Source organism: Micromonospora krabiensis (assembly GCF_900091425.1).
Lineage (GTDB): Bacteria > Actinomycetota > Actinomycetes > Mycobacteriales > Micromonosporaceae > Micromonospora > Micromonospora krabiensis.
In genome coordinates this window covers 1-20,863 of sequence record NZ_LT598496.1, presented here as the reverse complement: position 1 = coordinate 20,863, position 20,863 = coordinate 1, and the positions used below count along the sequence as shown (strand labels likewise).

At 69.0% G+C, this 20,863-nt stretch carries 5 protein-coding genes and 1 pseudogene; 2 read left to right on the top strand and 4 right to left on the bottom strand.

The annotated features are described in order from the left end of the window. Positions 1–73 precede the first annotated feature (73 nt). A complete protein-coding gene (locus GA0070620_RS33330; protein WP_231922053.1) occupies positions 74–1,066 on the top strand; it encodes an integrase core domain-containing protein in 993 nt (330 codons plus the stop codon). On the opposite strand, the gene GA0070620_RS00025 is transcribed toward GA0070620_RS33330, so the two are convergent. The 4 genes from GA0070620_RS00025 to GA0070620_RS00010 all read right to left on the bottom strand — a co-directional run bounded on the left by GA0070620_RS00025 (position 1,041) and on the right by GA0070620_RS00010 (position 17,374). After that, the gene (locus tag GA0070620_RS00025; RefSeq protein ID WP_091587238.1) at positions 1,041–3,047 is read right to left on the bottom strand and encodes a PDDEXK family nuclease; all 2,007 of its coding nucleotides are present in this window, start codon (positions 3,045–3,047) and stop codon (positions 1,041–1,043) included. The two genes, GA0070620_RS33330 and GA0070620_RS00025, sit on opposite strands and share 26 nt — an antisense overlap. Positions 3,048–3,597: 550 nt before the next feature. Next, positions 3,598–5,889, bottom strand: coding sequence for a UvrD-helicase domain-containing protein (locus tag GA0070620_RS00020; RefSeq protein ID WP_091587237.1), 2,292 nt, complete (start codon positions 5,887–5,889; stop codon positions 3,598–3,600). Then, complete coding sequence (locus GA0070620_RS00015) at positions 5,886–12,638, bottom strand: DEAD/DEAH box helicase (protein WP_091587236.1); 6,753 nt, start codon at positions 12,636–12,638, stop codon at positions 5,886–5,888. The genes GA0070620_RS00020 and GA0070620_RS00015 overlap by 4 nt, the downstream gene beginning before the upstream one ends. Then, positions 12,635–17,374, bottom strand: a complete 4,740-nt coding sequence (locus GA0070620_RS00010; protein WP_091587234.1) for a hypothetical protein — start codon at positions 17,372–17,374, stop codon at positions 12,635–12,637. Before GA0070620_RS00010 ends, GA0070620_RS00015 begins: the two co-directional genes overlap by 4 nt. A gap of 301 nt (positions 17,375–17,675) precedes the next feature. Between GA0070620_RS00010 and GA0070620_RS00005 the strand changes: the two are divergent. Beyond that, a pseudogene (locus tag GA0070620_RS00005) lies at positions 17,676–20,863 on the top strand (hypothetical protein); the annotation flags it as partial.

The window sequence follows — 20,863 nt, the reverse complement described above, 5'->3', positions numbered from 1 at the left end:
CAGATCGCACGCAAGAGGTGATCATGGCGCGCCTTTCGTCCGACAACGCGACTTGGATTCAGATGGTGTCGGCTTGAATGGAGCGGACCCGGCATCGACCGACAGAGGCGACCGAGGTGCGGGCTGCCGTAAAAGAAAAAGCCCCAACCTGCAACCCGCCGACCGGGTGGTGCTGGCGGCGCTGTCGCGGCTGCTGCCCCACCACCGTTGGTCGGCGTTCTTCGTCACCCCGGCCACGCTGCTGCGGTGGCACCGTGAGCTGGTCGCCCTGCGCGGGACGTACCCGCGCGCACGACCCGGCCGGCCACCTGTCCACAAGCAGGTCCGTGACCTGGTGCTGCGACTTGCGGCGGAGAACCCGACGTGGGGGCACCGCCGGATTCAAGGCGAACTGCTCAACCTCGGGCATCAGCTGGCGGCCAGTACGGCATGGAAGATCCTCCACCGGGCCGGGATCGACCCGGCACCACGCCGGTCCGGACCGACCTGGCAGCAGTTCCTTACCGCCCAGGCGCACACGATCCTGGCGTGCGATTTCTTCACGGTCGACACGGTGATGCTCAAGCGGATCTACGTGCTGTTCTTCGTGGAGATCACCACCCGCGAGGTCCACGTTGTCGGGGTGACCGCCCATCCGACCGGCGCCTGGGTGGCGCAACAGGCGCGCAACCTGCTCATGGGCCTCGATCAGCGTGCTGCTGGGCTGCGGTTCCTGCTGCGCGACCGGGATGCGAAGTTCACCGCCGTCTTCGACGGGGTGTTCGCCGCCGAAGGTATCGACGTGATCAAGACGCCACCGCGGGCACCCCGGGCGAACGCGTTCGCCGACCGATGGGTGGGCCCCGTACGCCGGGAATGCACCGACCGGATACTCATCGTCGGCGAGCGCCACCTCGCGGCCGTCCTCACCGAGTACCCGGCCCACTACAGCAGCCACCGCCCACATCGATCGCTCGGCCAGCAGCCGCCCAACCCGCCGTCGGGAGTCAGTGACTTGACCGCCGCCAGGGTCCGACGGCGCCCGATCCTCGGCGGGCTGATCAACGAGTATTCGCAGGCAGCGTAGCCGAACCGGCTTTACGAGCCCCACAAGGTACAGAGTGTCCACGGGCGACGAGGGCGGAGGTCAGCTCCTCTTCGATGGTGGTCGCATCGGTTAGGCGCAGCATCGTCCAGCCATTCTTCGCCGCCCAGTCGTTCTTGATGCGGTCACGACGTCGTACGGCGTCGAACTGCGCCTCGGCCTGCTCCTGCGACATCGAGCCCCAACGGACCGGCTGGCTGTGCTGTATCCCGTCGAATTCGATCAGCAACCGGTGATCGAGGAGCGCGAAGTCGAACGCAAGACCCCGGACGTCTCGGCAGTCGTGATCGCGCCACTGGTGCTCGTAGTCCAAACCAAGCGCGGTGAGATAGCGGGCGACTGCGCTCTCCCCCTTCGACGTCGAGCATCGGGGACAACCACTCCCGCCCAGGTGCACGGGCGGCACCTGCGTGAACCGGCCATGCAGAGGGCAGATAATCGCGACCGGCGTTATCGCGTTGCGGTAGTCGACCGTGGAGTAGTCGTAGGTGTCGCCGTGCACGACCACAGCTCGGGCGATGAACAGCTCGGAGGTGCCGGCGATGGCGATCCGCCGCACCTCGACCGCGCACGACGGGCAGCCGGACCCATTGAGATGGCTGGCCGGTGTCTGCTCGAACTTCCCGTGGTCGCGGCACAGGATCGTCACCTTGACATGCGAGCCGGCGAACACCACCCGGGCGTAGTCGAACCGGCTGCCGTGCACGACGAAAGCCCTGTCGAGGAAGGAGTCGAGGCTCCCGGCCCGCGCCGCGGAGATGCTGCGGAACCCGCACTCGGGACAGCCCTGGCCACTCAAATGGGCGTTGGGAACCTGGCGGAACGGGCCGTGCTCGTCACAGACGATAGTGACCGCCACCTGGCTGCGCGCGTAGTCGACCTGTGAGTAGTCGTACCTCTCGCCGTGGACACCTCGTGCTTTCCGCACGAAGGACACCGTCGTGTCCGCCTTGGCCGCGCCGATCGCATGATTCCCGCATGTCGGACATCCGGCGCCGACCAGGTGGCTTGAAGGGATCTGCCGGAACGGGCCGTGCTCGGTGCAGACGATAGTCACCTTGACCTGGCTGTGCCGGTACTCGACCTGCGAGTAGTCGTACCGGTCGCCGTGCAACCGCAACGCCTTCGCCACGAAGGACTCGACGGTGTCGGTCCGCCTGCGGGCAATGGACTCCTGCGCGCAGGAAGGGCAGCCCTGACCGCTCAGATGGCCGTTTGGCGTCTGCCGGAACCCACCGTGGGTAAGGCAGCCGATCGTCACCTTGAGCTGGGCCCTCACGTACTCGACCTGCGAGTAGTCATACGTTTCACCGTGGACGATCTGCGCCTTGCGGACGAAATCCCCGGTCGAACTGGTGAGCCTGCGGGATCGCTGCGCGTTGCCGCAGGCCGGGCAGCCGACCCCGTTAATGTGACTGCCCGGCACCTGATCGAACGGGCCGTGCTCAGCGCAGATAATCGTAACCTTGGTCCGGCTGTTGACATACCGCACGTCGCCGTAAAAGTACCGGTTGCCGTGCACCTCAGCGGCCGCGGCGAGGAACTCCGCCGTCGTACCCGTCCGCGCGAGTCCGCGTTCCCTGTCGGCGCATCGCGGACACCCCGCCCCGGACATGTGGCCGTCCGGCAGTTGGTGGAATCGCCCGTGATCACCGCAGAGGATCGTGACCCGGGTCCGATTGTTCACGTACTCGACCAGTGAGTAGTCGTACCGGTCGCCGTGGACCCGGCGGGACCTGGCGATGAAGCGCTGGGTCGTCAGCCGAACCCGGCCCCCGCATGAGGCACACCCCTGCCCGAAGAGGTGCTTCGCCGGCACCTGTTGAAACTCTCCGTGCTCGGGGCAGACGATCGTCACCTTGCTCTGGCTGTTGACGTACCGGGTAAGCGAGTAGTCGTACGTGTCGCCGTGCTTTTCGCGTGCCCGGGCGATGAACTCTGCGCCAGTGAGTCGTTCTGCCACGTCCCAACCGTATGGGCTTGAGCTGGGTACGGCGATCGGCTACTCAGCGCAACTCCTCATGCGCCGAGCGGCTATTGCTGCGTCTGCCCGCGCACTCCTAACGCTTCGCCTCCGGAGCTTCAAGCGAAGGCGGCAGGTCAACGGTCATCACTACAGCTGCCGGTTCATTCCAAGCCTCCGCCGCCGGGCCCTACGAACCTCAGGTGGACCGACTCGATAACCCGTTCGCGGCGCTTCCGTTCCCCGCCGCGGTGGACTTCCGTTTGACGGGCACTGGGTTAAACGGATCGGAACGCCACCCACGTCTACACCGCTTGACTGGCCCCGCCGCCGCATCGGCACGCCGGCGATCTGATCAAGAACGTGCTCGCGGGACGGCGAGCCCGTTGTACCCGTTACCTGCCCAGGTCACCGGTCCACACAAGCTGGCCCGCCTCGACATGCGAAGACGCGACCCCCTCGGCGGCATCCTCGAGTCTGTCAAACGAACGGCCGTGTCTCACTTTCGGTGGTGACGAAGCATGCTGCGGAGGGTGGCGCAGGCGCCGCGTCAGGAGGCAACGAGGCCGCGCACCTCGGCGAGCAGCGGGCTCGGCGTGCCGTGCCAACTCACGGCCAGCGCGTCACGGGCGCGGGTGGCGGCGACGAACAGAAGCGACCGCGCCTTGCGTAGCTCCCGCTCGTACCGCACCGGGTCCTCCTTGCGGTATCGCTCAACGCCGGCGCGCGGCAGGACACCCTCGCTGACTCCGACGATCGCGAGCCGCTGGTACTCAAGCCCCTTGAAGCGGTGCATGGTGCCGACGTGGATGCCACCGTCGCCTACCGGGCCGTCCTTGGTCAGCTCGGCGCAGGTCAGACCGGCCTTGGCGGTCAGGTAGTCCATCACCTGGCTCACTCGTTCGTGGTCCGCGACACAGACCGCGATGTGTCCCGCCGGGTCGACGGAGACGCCCTTCTCGCCGGTGGACAGCTCGGTCCGCCAGTCCGCTAGAGTCGTGGCCAGCTCGGCCAGCTCGTCCTCCCAGGAGCCGTACCCCGCGAAAGCCGGCGGAGGGCCGTGCAGGATCGACCGGTAGCCGGCGAGCGTATCGGTGCCGTCATCCAGGTCGTCGTAGCTGACCCGGCCGTCCTCCGCGATGAGCAGCGCGCGGGCGAGGATCTCCCGCGTGGTGCGGTAGCTCAGCGTCAGCCGCGCCGACCGGCCGCGGATGTGGACACCCAGTGCGCCGAGGGACACCTGGTGGTCATATATCCGCTGGTGGGTGTCGCCCGCGATGAAGATGTCGTCAGGCAGGGTCGGGTCGGCCATGGCGCGCAGCATCTTCCAGTGGGCCGCCCGGAGGTCTTGAGCCTCGTCGACGACGATGTGCCGGTACCAGTAGCCGGGGCGGATCGAATCCGAGCTGTGATCCGCCGACGGTCCGGCGGCCCGACGCGCCTCGATCGCCGCTGCTCGCTCCATCTCGAAGCGGGCAGCGCGTTCCGCGGCCTGGCCCCACGTTTCGACACCCAGTTTGTCCAGTCGGGCGGTGAGCTGTTCGATGAGCTTCCACACCTGGCTGCGCTCGGGGCGAGAGAGGGCGCGGCCGCGGCCGGCGCGGCGCACCTGGAAGTAGGCCGAGCGGCTCTGCACGGCCTGGCCGAGGATGACCTGCTCCCACTCCTCGACGAGGAACTCGGCGTCCCAGCGGCGTTCGTCGAGTTCGAGGAGCAGCTGCCGCATTTCCGTGACGGCGGCGTGGTCGCTGATGCGTCGCTTCCGGGTCCGCTGCGTGGTGTTCTCGCCGACGACTCGGGCGGCCAACTGATCGATGTGGGTGACGTCGACCCGCTCCATCAGGTGTGGCTCGATGAGCGAGGCCAATCGAGAACGGAGGTCGTTGGCGAGGTTGGCGGTGAAGGTGGTCACGAGGATGGGCTTGTCGGTGCCGGGCGGCAGCGCCCCCGCCAGGTGCTTGACTCGGTGCAGGGCGACAACCGTCTTGCCGGTGCCGGGACCGCCGGACACCCGGGCGGGTCCGCCGTACCGCCGTTCGACGATCTTCTGTTGGATGGGATGGAGGTAGACGCGCCAGGCGCGGAAGTCGCCCTCTTCGATGGCCGCCTGCACATGCTTGTCGACGGTCGTAACGGTAGTACGGGCGAACGCGGCCGCCAGGTCTGCCGGATCCGGCTCCTCGGCGAGCCGGACCGGCGCCGTGATCTCCTCGCGGACGGCGTCGATGCTCATCCCCGACGCGAGGCCGTACAGGATGTCCTTGGACAGGGGTGGCGCACCCTCGAGCAGCTCGTCCAGCTCGGCGTCGCTGGTGACGGCCAAGGCCAGGTCGATGAGCTGATCGGCGACTCCGAGTTCCTTGAGCTGCTCGGCGTCGTAACCGGCCAGCATCGGAGGCGCGGGCGGCGGCACCGGCGCTACCGCGGCCGGTTTCGCCGCCGGGGCGGTTTCGGGCTCGGCTGGCGTGAGAGTGATGCCAGCGCGGCGCAGGGCGCTGTCGCCGACGACGGCCAGGTCGACGAACTCGATCTCCCCAGTCACCCGGTTGACAGCGACCTGGAGTTGGTCGTAGACGTCCTTGCGGTGCCGGACGGCAACGACGAGCCAGCTCGGGGTGCCGTCGGCGTCGACCCCGACGGGAGCGAGCAGCGCCCGATACGACTGGTTGATCTTCGCACGGTAAATCCGGGAATCGCCCTTGAGCTTCTTCAGGTCGAGGCCGGGCTGCTCCGGGTTCTGTCGGAAGAGATGGCAGAAGTCGTAGAACTGCGCCTTCACCACGCGGTCGAGCTTGTAGAGCTCCTGTTCGGCCTTGCGGTACAGGCTGAGCCGTGCGGTCATCGGGTGGAGCCTTCCGTGTCGGGCAGCCGGGAGATCAGTTCGTCGAAGTGGACCAGCCATTCCGCTGCCGTGCGCACCGTCCAGCCGGCGCCGATGTACGCCTGGTCGCGGCGATGCGCCTCGTCGCTGTCGGCACTCGCGTGGCCATGCACGACAGCGATCTTGACACCGGAGTCGGCCCAGCCGAAGTCCACGAGCCAGCGGCCGGAGCCCAGCTCGTGGCCGAAGACCGGCGCCCGCTTGCCACGGGCGGCGAGCTCTTCGGCGAGGCGCAGCAGATCGGCCGATTCGTCTGGCTCCTCGCGCAGGATCTCCAGAATGTCCTCGTCCCACGCCGTGTCGCGCTGCGTCCCTGCGGTTCCAGCGTCAACGCCGGGAGGGCTTGGAACGGATGCGGTTGGTTCCGCGGCGGCCTGCGGCAACCGGCGGTGGGCGCTCAGCGTGTCGATCTCGCCCAGTCCGCCGCAGACGGCCAGCGTCTCGACCTCGAACTCGGGGGCACGGCTGGCCGCCAACTGGACACCGTCCCCGCCGCCGTAGGAAAGGAACTGGGTGATGTTGGTCCAGTACAGCCACGCCCGCCAACGCAGCTTGTGCGCATCGGTGTCCAGGACCTCGTCCGCGTCGTCGAGCACCGCGAGCGCGGACCACCGCAGCCGATCGGTGTCGGCGGCGTCGAGTGCGACGATGATAGGCAGGCCGGTCAGGTCGAGTGCGCGGTAGAGGTGGACAGACGCGTGCGGGTCGATCGCTCCCTGGCTGCCGACCGAATCATGGTTGCCGCCTGGTCCGAGTCGGGTCAGCTCCGCACGGAGAGCCGCCGCGAGCGCGCTGCGTTGCCGGGTGGCGAGGACCGGGGCCGTTCCCGGCGCGGCGAGCAGCCCGGTCACCAGCGCGCTCGCCCGGCGTGACCAGCGGGCGGCGTCAGGATCGCGCAGATAGGCGATCATGGTGTCAATGGGGTTGGCGAACACCGCACCGGGTATGTGCGCGCGCTGCCCGCCGTACTGATCGTAGGCCGCCTTGGCCTGTTCCTGCGCCATCCCCGCATAGGGCGGCCAGACGGGTCGGACCGCCGCGGCGCGGCCCTCGAAGAGATCGATGTCGGCCCAGGTGATCTGGAAGACGGCGTGACCGTCGGCGCGCAGGCGGGTGCGTCGGGCGGCGTCGGTGGCGATGCGGTTGTGTTCGCGGGTCGCGTGGTAGCGGTAGCCCTCCAGGTAGACCTTCACGCTCTGCGTCGGCCCGTCCACCCGCGTGAAGGTGAAGTCGGTACGGGTGTCGCCCACCTGCTGCTGGGCGGTGAGCCGCCAGTGCACGACGTCGGCGCCGGCGGTGAAGCGCAGGTGTCCGCTGGCGTGGCCGTCCTCGTCGAGGGCGACGTCGTCAGTCATCGTGGCCCACTGGCGCAGCAGAGCGAGGAACCGCGCCTCCAAGTCGGACTCGACCTGGAGGTCGAGCCCGATCAGGCCGGTGTGTCTGACATCCTCGATGTCCCACCCGTCGGCGCCGTCGCCGGTGAACAGCAGCGACTCGAGCATCTCGATGGCCGTACGCCGGGACACCACGTCCTGCAGCACCTCAGGGGTGTAGCGGTGCAGGCACCGGTGGCATGCTCGCCGCTGTTCCTCCGCGCACGGGCAGTTGCGCAGCGCCTCGTAGGCCTTGGCGAGCGTCTCCTTGAAGGCATCCTCCTTCCTTAGCCGGTCGAGGTAGCCGGTGCCGCCGGGCAGTTCGTCGAACACCACCAGGAACCAGCGGCGTTCTCCGCTTGCCTGGTCGGGCATGGAGGCGATGGTGGTGTCGAGGTGCTGAGGATCTCCGCCGAAGTGCAGGTCGATGCCCATGCGCAGGGCCGCCCGGAAGGAGTGGACCTTGGCGTCGACGTCGGCGGTGACGGCCGGCAGCAGCACGCGGATCGCCTCGGTCCGCAGCTGGTGGGCCAGCAGAACCGGCTCCTGGGTGACCCCCCCACGCCGCCCGCGCCGCAGCGGGCACCACGGCCGGTGGTGCTTGAGCTTCGGGTTACGCGCGACCGAGGAGGTCAACGCGTCGGTGTCGTGGTCGAAGACCGGCTTGCCATCGGCGGTGGCGGCGCCGCATCCGGTGCACACGTGGAAGGGGTTGAGCCGCACGGTGTGGCCGGCGAAGGTGTCGCGGGGCGGGGCGTCGAACCGCGCAGGGCCGACGTTGATGCGGCGGATCATCGCCCGCCGGCAGTAGTCGACGCCGAAGGTCTGGCGAACGTGCCGCCACGAGCCGCGTGCGATGGCGTCTTCGGCGAAGTCGACCGCGTCGATGACGGTGTAGAAGCGGCGGTCACGCTCGTCCCGGTCGTCGCGGATGCGGGCGTCCTCCCGCCGGTCGCGGGAGGTCACCGTCACGGGCTCCACCACGTGGAAGAGGCAGGAGCCATCGTCAGCGATCTGGGTGCTGTAGCACCGCGCGCAGGGTGACCGATCGTTGGCGGCGTCTTCGGTGCGCACGTATCCGCACGCCGGGCAGACGCGCCAGCTGTGCCAGTCCGGCCGACCGTCGGTCATCAGCTCTAGACCAGTGATCTCGTGCCGGTAGCCCTGAGCATAGAAGGTGTTACCCGGGGCCAGCTCCGACAGGGCGAAGCGGCGCGGCCGCTGGTACGCCATGTTCTCGGCGGTGATACGGGGGCGTCCGGTCCGGGGGTCGATGACCCCGTCCTCGCCGTACACGGTCGCCGACAGCGTGGTAGTCGCGTCGATTAGCGCGTAGTTCGGCAGCAGGCCGAGGTCGCACAACGCGGCCTGCGCCGGCGTGTCGCCCCGCAACAGCAGCCGCTTGCCCACGACGCGCCGCTCCGCGTCGAGCTCAGCCTTCTCCCTGGCCTGCTCTGGGTCCGTGTCGTGCAGTTCGGCGTGCGCCTCGTCGATCGTTCGCAGCCGGGTGCGGAGAAGCTGCTCCACCCGCTGCCACTCCCGCTCAGCCTCCTCGACGGCGGAGGCCAGCCCTTGGGTGGCGAAGGCCCTCAGCTCCTTCTTGACCTGCTCGCTGACTCCGGTGGGGAACAGCCGGAGGAATCCGTCAACCAGGGCGGCTCCCTGCGCCGTGGCGACTTGCACGAGGTCGGTGAGGTAGCCGGACGGGCCGAACAGCGCGGGTGCCCGGCGCGGCAACGGCCGCAGCACGATGCCGTCGGCTCGGACGAGCTTCTGTGCGGCCGCGAGGTCGAGCAGGTGCGCGACGTACTGGCGGCGGAGGATCTCCACCGCCGACAGGTAGCAGCCGGGCGGGACGATAGCGCCGGCCATCAGATCCGTTGGCCGGTCCAGGAAGTACAGGTCGCGTCGCCGCCGATCTGGGATGGTCAGCAGGAAGGCGTTGCCGGTGCGGCGACCGGCCCGGCCGGTCTGCTGGGCGTAGCTGGCGGGCCGGCGTGGCAGGGCGGCGAGCACCACTGCCGAGAGGTCGCCGATGTCGATGCCCATCTCCAGGGTGGGCGTGCAGGACAGCACGTTCGGGTCGTTGTGCCGGGCGTCCTGGTCGTCGCGGCTGCGCTTGAACGCCGCCTCGACGCGTTCCCGCTGCGGCCGGGTGAGCAGGCCGGTGTGCTCGGCCGTCACAATCTGGTAGGTGCCGGCCCGGCGGTACAGACCTCGGTAGTAGTCGCGGGTGTAGTCCCGGTCGCGGTGGTGGCGGCCGAGGCCGTCCGGGCGGTCGCCGGCGATTATGCGGCCGGTGCGGCAGCGGTACGACGGGCACGGCTGGTCACGCCATTGGTCCAGCAGCGACGGGTGGACGGTCTGCTCCCAGGAGCAGACGGGGCAGCGTACGAACGACTCCTGTACCTCGTCGTCGTCGAGCAGCAACGCCTCGATGTTGCCGGGTCGCAGTCCGTAGACCCGCGCGGAGGTGTCGTTGGGTGTCCGCACCGACAGCAAGCCGGCCGAGGTGAGCTTGGGCAGCAGCAGGCTCCAGAACTCCCCCGCCACCTCTCGCGGGAGCGCAAGGCAGCGGCCTGCCCAGCGTTCGTACCAGGACAGCCGCCCGGCGGCGATGTCGAACTCGCTGCCGGCCTTCGACTGGGCGAGCAGGAAAACCGGGGCGGCGACGTTAGTGGGGAACGCCCGCATCCCCACCGGTCGCTGTCCCCAGATGAAGTAGCGGCTGGTGCCCGCCTCATTGATGTACTGGTCCAGCCACGTGTGCGCGACCGCGCCTCGGGTGCGCAGCCGCTCCAGGAAGACGCGCAGGAAGGCGAGATACCTCGCGTCGTCCTGCGTGTCCACCGGCAGCTCTTCACGGTTCAGCTCGGCGTGGACCTCCCGAACCATCGCCGCCGCGGCGACCGGGTCGGGGATGCGGACGTGGGCAGCGGCGGTGCGGGTCAGCTCCAACGTGCGACCGTTGCGCGAGCGGAACCCGAACTCCATCAGCGTCTCGAACGCCAGCCGCTGTCCGATCAGCTTCCAGGTCGCCAGGTCGCCGTCCCGGGCGCGTCCGGACAGCAGCCGGTCTACCCCGCGCAGGCCGTGCAGGTCCGGCGGGACGACGGCAGCCAGCGTCTCGGGGTCCGTGGTGGCCTGCACCACGTCGGCGATCAGGTCGTTGAGCCCGCTGCCGTCGCGTTCGCTCAGGTGCGCGGTCAGCAGGGCCCGCAACGAGAACGTGTACGAGCGGTTGGCGACAAACCCGGCGCGGTGGGCAGCGTCCTGGACCGAGTCGTTGAACATCAACGTCTTGTCCTCGCGGAGTCCTTTGTCCAGCTCGCCGCCGGTGAACAGCTGCGTGATCGCGGCGGCCGCCACCGCGGCCGCGCCCGTGCCGAGGAAGCGGATCGCGTTGCGCTCTCCGCAGGCGGGGCACCAGTCCTCACGCGCTGCGGTGTTCGCCGTCGCGCCGACGTTAGCCAGCACGAACGCCGAGTCTCGCGCCGTCAGCCGGGGTTCCCCGCTACCGGTGTCGTAGTCGCGGGTCGGGTCGGGCGGTCGCAGCCATTGACGGACGGCGTCCAGCACCAGCAGTGTTCCGGCCACGCCATGCGACCCGGTCGACGCGCTTAAAGCGTGACGGGTGCTTGCCGGCATGAGCACCGGTCGGGCGCCCTCGCGCGCCTCCCGTTCGGTAGCGGCGATGAGGTAGCGCACGCGCACTTTGTCCTGACCCGCCGCAGCCCGGCGAATCTTGAAGGTGTCGAAATGCACCTGCCCGTCGTCACTTTCGGGCGAGAACACGGCCCAGCCCGACCGTCCGCAGGATCGGCAGTAGATTGCCGGAAGGAACAGGTTCGCGGACTGCCCGGCCGTGGCCGTGGTGGCCGGCACGATCGGGTTTCCGTTCCGCGCCGCGCTGTCCTGGTTGCCGGCGACATCCCAGCGGAACTCCGCGCGGGGCCACGGCAGGATGCCGCGCAGCAGGCGGGTTACCGCGCGGGCCCACTGGTGGACCTCGACGTGGACGAACGGCCGCACCTCGCCGGGCTTGGCGCCCGCCTGGCGGGCGTGGGACAGCAGCGCCACAAACCTGGCGAGTGCTTCGGCGGCCTTCTCCGGTTGCCGCGCGATAGTTGCAGCCCAGCCGGAGGCGCCGGCCCGCCACATCGTGTCGAGCACCTCGACGCTGCTTTTCAGGTCCCCGCCGCTGAACGCCATCAGCACGGCCCGGGTGAACAGGTGCCGCTTCAGGTGGCTGCCCAACAGCACCGGGTCCGGATCCCGGACCGCCGTGATCGCCTCGATAAGGTCCAGCAGCGCGTCCTCGCCAACGGCGGGATCGGGCAACGCCAGGATCTCCTCCGGTGACGGCAGCGGCAGCGCCAGATCGAGGTCGTCCATCGCGATGAACTCGTCAACCGACAGCCGGTCCTCCCCAACGATAGAGTCGCGGGTGAATTCGGCTCCGAAGACAGCCGTCGCCACGTCGAGGAGGCTGGCGGTCGCCTCCTCGTCGGTAGCCGATGCCAGGGTCGCCGACGTCGCTACCGGGCAGATGCCGCCGAGTGGCCGCTTCTCGTCCGGCCGGCCGACCGCTGCCGCGAGGCGGCGCAGCAGCATCGCCACGTCGGTGCCCTGCGCGCCGTCGTAGGTGTGGAACTCGTCGACCACCACGTACCGGATGTCGGCGTCGTGCCACAGCGGCCGGTCGTCGTCACGCTGCAGCAGCAGGTCCAGCATCTTGTAGTTGGTGATCAGAATGTCGGGCGGCGTGAGCTGCATCTCCGACCGCTTCGTGCGGACCCGGTCGTAGCGCAGGGCCGCCCGGTCACCGATGTAGAGGCCGGCCGAGACGCGGCCGAGCTGCTCCTGGTTGCCGATGAGCAGTTCGTTGAGCCGCTGGGCCTGATCGGTGGCCAGCGCGTTCATCGGGTACAGCAGGATCGCCTTGACGCCGGCCTTTCCGGCGGCGCGCTCGCGACGGCAGTGGTCCAGCACCGGGTAGAGGAACGACTCGGTCTTGCCGGAGCCGGTGCCGGTGGTGATCAGGGTCGGCTGCGGCGCGTGCCCGTCGACGGAGGTCAGGCGCGCGAAGGCTGCCGCCTGATGGGCGTAGGGGGTCCAATCGTCACGCCGCCACTCCAGGTGCCGCTCCCAACCCGGCGCGGCCAGGGTGAAGGGCGTGCGGATCCGCAGGAACGGCCCCCGGAACATGCCAGTGTTCTCGTCACCGAGGAAGCGGTGCAGGGCCTCCCGAGCGCCCTCGTCGGCCAGAGCGTAGGTGGTCGACAGGTACTGGAGCAGGCTCTCCTTCAGCGCTCTAGCCTGCAGGGTTGGTCTCACGGCGCGTTCACCTCCCGCGACGCGGGGTCCCAGTCGCCCCGGGCGATCGCGGCGTCCAGCCTGGCCTGAAAGACAGCGTGTGCCGCCCGCATCTCGGCCTCCCGGTCGGCCTTATTGAACGGCGGCGTGTAACCGTCGGGCGGTGGGACGTTTTCGGGGTCCTTCTGGTACGCCTCGAACTGCGCCCACGTCTGCTTGGTCTGCCGCTGGCCGACCGTCCGGGCGTTGCCGGCGAGCTTCCACCCGTCGGCGTCGAACCACGTGACGGCCTCGTACTTCTGCAACACGGGGAAGCGTCCCCGGTACGCGGCAATGAGCGCGTCGGCGCTCATGCCCAGCCAGACGGCGACCAGGGCGTCGATCTCGACGAGCGCGGACCGGCGGGCCCGCTCGGTACGCAACGGCGTCTCCGGCCGCCAGTCCGGCGTGACGTCGTTCAGCGGCGGCAGACCCGGCCAGTCGCAGACCCAGGTCTCGCCGTCCAGCCACGCCGCGTCGAACAGCTCCGCCCACAGGGCGGCGTACGCGCTGGTGAGGCAGTTCAACCGGAGGGTACGCAGCAACAGTGCCGACGCGAGCGGGTGGTTCTCGTGCGGGGCCGGCATCGCTCGCGCCCCGCCAACCCGAAGGTCGCCGCGCCCGGTAGCGCGGACGAAGTAGTCCAGAGGTAGCGAGGCCCAGAAGCCTTGGACCAAGGTCACCATGCGTTGATCATGCAACGCAAGGCTGTGTACCGCGTCCACGTGCGTTGGTCCGGGCGGGATGATGGCCGAGTACAAGGCACGTTCGGTGTTCGGTGCCACCTGGCGCCGCCAGGCTAGGCGGTAGAAGTCCACGTACGGCTGGCGCGCCTGATCGACCACCAGCGCATCGACCCGTTCGTCCTCGACCTCCGCCTCTGGCACCCCGAGCTCCACCGCAACCTGCGCCCGCGCCTTGGTCACCGTTTCGGCATCCGCGCGAAGTCGCTGCAGCTCTTGAAGATCCAGCCACCGGTCCTGCTCCTCCCGGAACGCCGCCTCGCGGCCCGGGACGCAGACGTACTCGGTGTCGGGGACGAAGTCGGCCGGCAGGCTCACCAGGTCGTAGCCGTATGGGTCGTTGCTGTTGGCGTCGTGCCGCTTGAAGACCGGAGTGGCGGTGCTGATCTGGATACCTTTCAGGACAACCTCGCTCCAGCCCGCGGGCTGGTACTCGCGGCCAGTCGCCTTATCGCTCCGGTTGTACTGAATCAGATTCGTCTTCTTCCCACCTGACTCGTCGTAGCCGCGAGTGATCTGAGGCCCCAACTCGGCAAGCCGTAGCGGGTACGCGGCCAGCGCCTCGATCGCGGCGGCCTCGGCGGTGCTGACCGGGAACAGCAGCCGCGCCTCGGACAGCGGTCGGTCCTCCTCGTCCAGCAGCCTCCGCCATACCGACAGCACGTCCTCCGTGACGGTGATGACTCGGCTGCGGTGCGGTCGCTCGTCGAACTCTCGGTTCTTGTACCGGATCCCCGGAATATCTCCTGAGCCGTCGTGGTCCCGGGAGTGCCGCAGGGCGTCGGTAGAGACCAACCACGACAGATGGTCGAACCTGATCTCTCTCGGACGGCCGTAGATGTGGACACCAAAGTGGGCGGTATCTCCCACCGGTCGGGGAAAGAACCGCTGTCCCGAGTTCACGAAGTCGCCGTGAAGACGCAGCCGACGATAGGCCGCAGCTCGCAGCGGACCCTCCTTGTCGCCGGTGAAGTGGCTGTCGGGGTGCAACATGCCCACGGTGCCGCCGGCGGACCGGTGCGCCCACACCTGGCACATGAACGCCCGGTACAGATCCGGCTGCGTGCCCACGAGCAGCGGGTACACCTGCGCCGTCCCGAAGAAGGCGACCTGCCCCATCGTCGTGGTCAGCTCGCGCAGCACGTACCCCCGGGCCTTCGGACGCGCGAGCAACTCCTGGCGGCGGCGGTCCTTCTCCTCCTGGGTCGGCTTCTCCTCCAGCTCGAACCAGGGCTCGTACTCGGCCAGCACGGCATCCTCGTCCCAGCGTGGCCGCACCCACGGCGGGTTACCGACCTGGAGATCGAAACCGCCGTTCTCGGCGAAGACCAACGCGAAGTCGAGCTCCCAGTGCAGGAACGCGTGCTTGTCCCTGAGTTCCCGGACAACGCGCAACCACGGGAACCGTGCCTCTGGGTCGGCGTTGTCCATGCCCATAAAGAGCACGAGGTTGTCCTCGAACTCCTTCAGGTTGTCGAGGTCGTCGTACTTGTCGAGCAGCGTGCCGTCCGGGACGTCGGCCGCGCCCAGCATGGCCTCGAGGAAGTCCAGCCAGTCGTCCAGGTTCGTCAGCGGGATCACCGGACGGCGAGCCGGCTGCTTAGGCTTCGGCGTCTTCCTCGGCTTCGCCTCGGGCGTAGCGGCCGATGTCGCCGCAGCGGCTTCCCAGTCCGCTTCGTCGAGCGACATCTGCTCACCGTCGACCGGGAAGAGCGTCATCGCGCGGAAGAAGGTCGGCGCCACCGCCGGCTGCGCATCCGCAGCGGCCTGCTGGCCGCCTTCGTCGTCGGCTGGCGCGGGGTCAGCCGGCACGTCGCCGGTGCCGCCGAGCATTTCGGCGAGCGTGTCCAAGCCGACCTCCGTGGCGGGCACGGCGTACTCGGGGTCGGTGCCGTCGAGCAGGCCGACCCGGTCGGTGGGCCAGAACCACAGGGCGCACCAGGCGTCCATGACGGTTTTGAGCCGCCGGTACGGCGTGCCGGCGGCCTCGAACAGCTCGGCGTACACCTTTTCCTTCGGCACAGCCTGCTCCGGCCAGCGGAGGACGGCGTACTCCGGGTCGGCCGGGTCGGCGCCCCAGACGTCGATCCGGCGGGCGATCTCCCGCTCGGACAGCTCCATCCGCTTGACCACGCACGACCACAGGAACTCGGCTCGCCGGGCAGCGTCGTGCAGCCTGGTGAACTGAGAAGCCCTCTCCTTCTGCGGCTGGCCGGTGCGGCGGTCGATCTTCGGGCTGCCGTCGGCGTTGAGGTGGGCGGTACTGCGGGTCGGGCGCTGGAAGAGCCCCTTCCGCCAGGCGGCCAACCGGTCGACGTGGTCCTTGGCGAGCTTCTTGGCTTCGATGGAGTTGGTGATCGCCGCCCACCCGGGCGAGGGCAGCAGGAACTGGTGCACCGCGTCGGCGGGCAGCGGCTGCGGTCGACCGTCCTGGCGCAGCGGAAGGGGCGTCGGCGCGAGCCCGCCCTTGGCCTTTAGCCAGGCCTTGTCCGGCGAGCAGATGTCGTCGGGGGTGTAGATGGCGCGGCGGGCGCCGATGAGCGAGTTGCCGCGGCGCAGGTGTAATCCGAACCAGGGCGCCTGCATGCCCGGGTGCATGGTGTTCAGCCACAGCGAGACCTCTGCCAGCTCGCGCCCCATAGCGTTCAGGTCGACACCGTACGCGTTGTGCAGGGCGATGTACGCCTTGACCTTCTGCTTCTCGGTCAGCACGTCGCTGGCGGGGATCGAGCGGTCGAGCTCCTTCTGCCGGCGGCGCAGGTACTCCTCAGCGAGCTGGTTGATCGCCTCGTTCAGGAAGGCGCCGGAGCCGAGCGCCGGCTCGCAGATCTTGTACGACAGCAGGCGGGAGGCGCGTGTCGTATCGGCGTCGGCGTCTTGGCTGAGCAGCTCCTTGAGCGCCAGCTCCACCGTCACCTTGGTGAGCGACTCCGGGGTGTAGTACGACGCCGTTGTTTCGCGTTCGCGTCCGGAGAGCCGGTAGACGAAGGAGCCTCGCTCGTACTTCTTGACGCCGCGGAGGCCCTGGCGCGCGTCCTCCTCGTCGTAGTGGACGAGCGCCTCATCAGGGTAGTCCTTCTGCCTGCGGGCGGGGATGAGCCACGAGCCCTCGTCGGGATCGCCGTCCTTGGCGACCTCGCACAGCTCCTCGTCGGCGATGATGCCGGTGTAGGACATCAGCCCCTCGTACACGGCGCCGAGTTCGTTGATGCCGAGGTTCCGGTACGACACGAAGCCGCCCCGCTCGCCGGGCCGGCCCTTCTTCATCGTGAGCAGTCGCAGGACGCTGTGCAGGGCCGAGTTGCGCAGGCGCAGGTCGAGCCAGCGCGGGGCTGTCTCCTCGTCGCACCGCGGGTCGAGCACCCCCTGGCCGATGAGCCGGATCGAGCCCGGGTCGAACAGCTCGCTGCGCAGCGGGTCGAACCGTAGGCCGATGTCTTCGCTACGCCGCTCCGCCTTCTCCTCACGGGTCCGCTCGTCGTCGCTGGGCTGGTCATCGTCCGGCTCGGACCCGTAGCGGCGGTGACCGAAGTTGACCTTGGCGAAGAGCAGGTCGAGGGAGTGGTAGAGGTGGAAAGTGTTTTTCGCCTCCTCCTCGACGAGCTCCTCGTCCCGGGCGACCAGTTCGCGCAGCCGCGCGACCGAGTAGCCGGCCTCGTAGCTGCCGTCGTCGGCGGGCAGGATGCCGAGCTCAGGACGAGCTTCGGCGTAGAGCAGGAACAGGATCCGGTAGAGGTATCGCAGGCAGTCGCGGGTCAGCTCCCGGGCGAACGGCAGGCGCGGATCCTCGATGTCCGCCGGCGTGACGTCGTTGACGGGCTCGGCCATCCGCCGCAGGACCTCATCCGCAATGATTTCGACAGCGTGCTGCACGCCGTGGCGCAGCTCCTTGGACACCCCGACGGCGTTGGCGGTGGATCCTTTGAGCAGGGCGTCCATCGCCGGGGCGGTGTCGTTCTCGCCGGGACACAGCATCTCGCGGCAGAAGAGGGCAGCGATCGTGGCCAGCTCGCCGAACTGGGCGCGGTCGTTGCGCTCGAGCGCGGCGTCGAGATTGGCGGCGTCATCGTGCTCGCAGACCCGGCCCCCTCGTGGCCCCAGGCCAACGTCGGCACGCCGACGGACCGGCGGTTCGGCTGCTGCGCACGGCGGCGATCGTGTCCAGACCGCAACTCGTCCGACGCTACCTCGCCGCCATCTCGACGCCGCGCTCGAGCGCAACGACCGCGCCCAGTTCGGCGAGCTGGCCACGATCGCTGCCCTCTTCTGCCGCGAGATGCTGTGTCCCGGCGAGAACGACACCGCCCCGGCGATGGACGCCCTGCTCAAAGGATCCACCGCCAACGCCGTCGGGGTGTCCAAGGAGCTGCGCCACGGCGTGCAGCACGCTGTCGAAATCATTGCGGATGAGGTCCTGCGGCGGATGGCCGAGCCCGTCAACGACGTCACGCCGGCGGACATCGAGGATCCGCGCCTGCCGTTCGCCCGGGAGCTGACCCGCGACTGCCTGCGATACCTCTACCGGATCCTGTTCCTGCTCTACGCCGAAGCTCGTCCTGAGCTCGGCATCCTGCCCGCCGACGACGGCAGCTACGAGGCCGGCTACTCGGTCGCGCGGCTGCGCGAACTGGTCGCCCGGGACGAGGAGCTCGTCGAGGAGGAGGCGAAAAACACTTTCCACCTCTACCACTCCCTCGACCTGCTCTTCGCCAAGGTCAACTTCGGTCACCGCCGCTACGGGTCCGAGCCGGACGATGACCAGCCCAGCGACGACGAGCGGACCCGTGAGGAGAAGGCGGAGCGGCGTAGCGAAGACATCGGCCTACGGTTCGACCCGCTGCGCAGCGAGCTGTTCGACCCGGGCTCGATCCGGCTCATCGGCCAGGGGGTGCTCGACCCGCGGTGCGACGAGGAGACAGCCCCGCGCTGGCTCGACCTGCGCCTGCGCAACTCGGCCCTGCACAGCGTCCTGCGACTGCTCACGATGAAGAAGGGCCGGCCCGGCGAGCGGGGCGGCTTCGTGTCGTACCGGAACCTCGGCATCAACGAACTCGGCGCCGTGTACGAGGGGCTGATGTCCTACACCGGCATCATCGCCGACGAGGAGCTGTGCGAGGTCGCCAAGGACGGCGATCCCGACGAGGGCTCGTGGCTCATCCCCGCCCGCAGGCAGAAGGACTACCCTGATGAGGCGCTCGTCCACTACGACGAGGAGGACGCGCGCCAGGGCCTCCGCGGCGTCAAGAAGTACGAGCGAGGCTCCTTCGTCTACCGGCTCTCCGGACGCGAACGCGAAACAACGGCGTCGTACTACACCCCGGAGTCGCTCACCAAGGTGACGGTGGAGCTGGCGCTCAAGGAGCTGCTCAGCCAAGACGCCGACGCCGATACGACACGCGCCTCCCGCCTGCTGTCGTACAAGATCTGCGAGCCGGCGCTCGGCTCCGGCGCCTTCCTGAACGAGGCGATCAACCAGCTCGCTGAGGAGTACCTGCGCCGCCGGCAGAAGGAGCTCGACCGCTCGATCCCCGCCAGCGACGTGCTGACCGAGAAGCAGAAGGTCAAGGCGTACATCGCCCTGCACAACGCGTACGGTGTCGACCTGAACGCTATGGGGCGCGAGCTGGCAGAGGTCTCGCTGTGGCTGAACACCATGCACCCGGGCATGCAGGCGCCCTGGTTCGGATTACACCTGCGCCGCGGCAACTCGCTCATCGGCGCCCGCCGCGCCATCTACACCCCCGACGACATCTGCTCGCCGGACAAGGCCTGGCTAAAGGCCAAGGGCGGGCTCGCGCCGACGCCCCTTCCGCTGCGCCAGGACGGTCGACCGCAGCCGCTGCCCGCCGACGCGGTGCACCAGTTCCTGCTGCCCTCGCCCGGGTGGGCGGCGATCACCAACTCCATCGAAGCCAAGAAGCTCGCCAAGGACCACGTCGACCGGTTGGCCGCCTGGCGGAAGGGGCTCTTCCAGCGCCCGACCCGCAGTACCGCCCACCTCAACGCCGACGGCAGCCCGAAGATCGACCGCCGCACCGGCCAGCCGCAGAAGGAGAGGGCTTCTCAGTTCACCAGGCTGCACGACGCTGCCCGGCGAGCCGAGTTCCTGTGGTCGTGCGTGGTCAAGCGGATGGAGCTGTCCGAGCGGGAGATCGCCCGCCGGATCGACGTCTGGGGCGCCGACCCGGCCGACCCGGAGTACGCCGTCCTCCGCTGGCCGGAGCAGGCTGTGCCGAAGGAAAAGGTGTACGCCGAGCTGTTCGAGGCCGCCGGCACGCCGTACCGGCGGCTCAAAACCGTCATGGACGCCTGGTGCGCCCTGTGGTTCTGGCCCACCGACCGGGTCGGCCTGCTCGACGGCACCGACCCCGAGTACGCCGTGCCCGCCACGGAGGTCGGCTTGGACACGCTCGCCGAAATGCTCGGCGGCACCGGCGACGTGCCGGCTGACCCCGCGCCAGCCGACGACGAAGGCGGCCAGCAGGCCGCTGCGGATGCGCAGCCGGCGGTGGCGCCGACCTTCTTCCGCGCGATGACGCTCTTCCCGGTCGACGGTGAGCAGATGTCGCTCGACGAAGCGGACTGGGAAGCCGCTGCGGCGACATCGGCCGCTACGCCCGAGGCGAAGCCGAGGAAGACGCCGAAGCCTAAGCAGCCGGCTCGCCGTCCGGTGATCCCGCTGACGAACCTGGACGACTGGCTGGACTTCCTCGAGGCCATGCTGGGCGCGGCCGACGTCCCGGACGGCACGCTGCTCGACAAGTACGACGACCTCGACAACCTGAAGGAGTTCGAGGACAACCTCGTGCTCTTTATGGGCATGGACAACGCCGACCCAGAGGCACGGTTCCCGTGGTTGCGCGTTGTCCGGGAACTCAGGGACAAGCACGCGTTCCTGCACTGGGAGCTCGACTTCGCGTTGGTCTTCGCCGAGAACGGCGGTTTCGATCTCCAGGTCGGTAACCCGCCGTGGGTGCGGCCACGCTGGGACGAGGATGCCGTGCTGGCCGAGTACGAGCCCTGGTTCGAGCTGGAGGAGAAGCCGACCCAGGAGGAGAAGGACCGCCGCCGCCAGGAGTTGCTCGCGCGTCCGAAGGCCCGGGGGTACGTGCTGCGCGAGCTGACCACGACGATGGGGCAGGTCGCCTTCTTCGGGACGGCGCAGGTGTACCCGCTGCTCGTGGGCACGCAGCCGGATCTGTACCGGGCGTTCATGTGCCAGGTGTGGGCGCACCGGTCCGCCGGCGGCACCGTGGGCATGTTGCACCCCGACAGCCACTTCACCGGCGACAAGGAGGGTCCGCTGCGAGCTGCGGCCTATCGTCGGCTGCGTCTTCACGGCGACTTCGTGAACTCGGGACAGCGGTTCTTTTCCCCGACCGGTGGGAGATACCGCCCACTTTGGTGTCCACATCTACGGCCGTCCGAGAGAGATCAGGTTCGACCATCTGTCGTGGTTGGTCT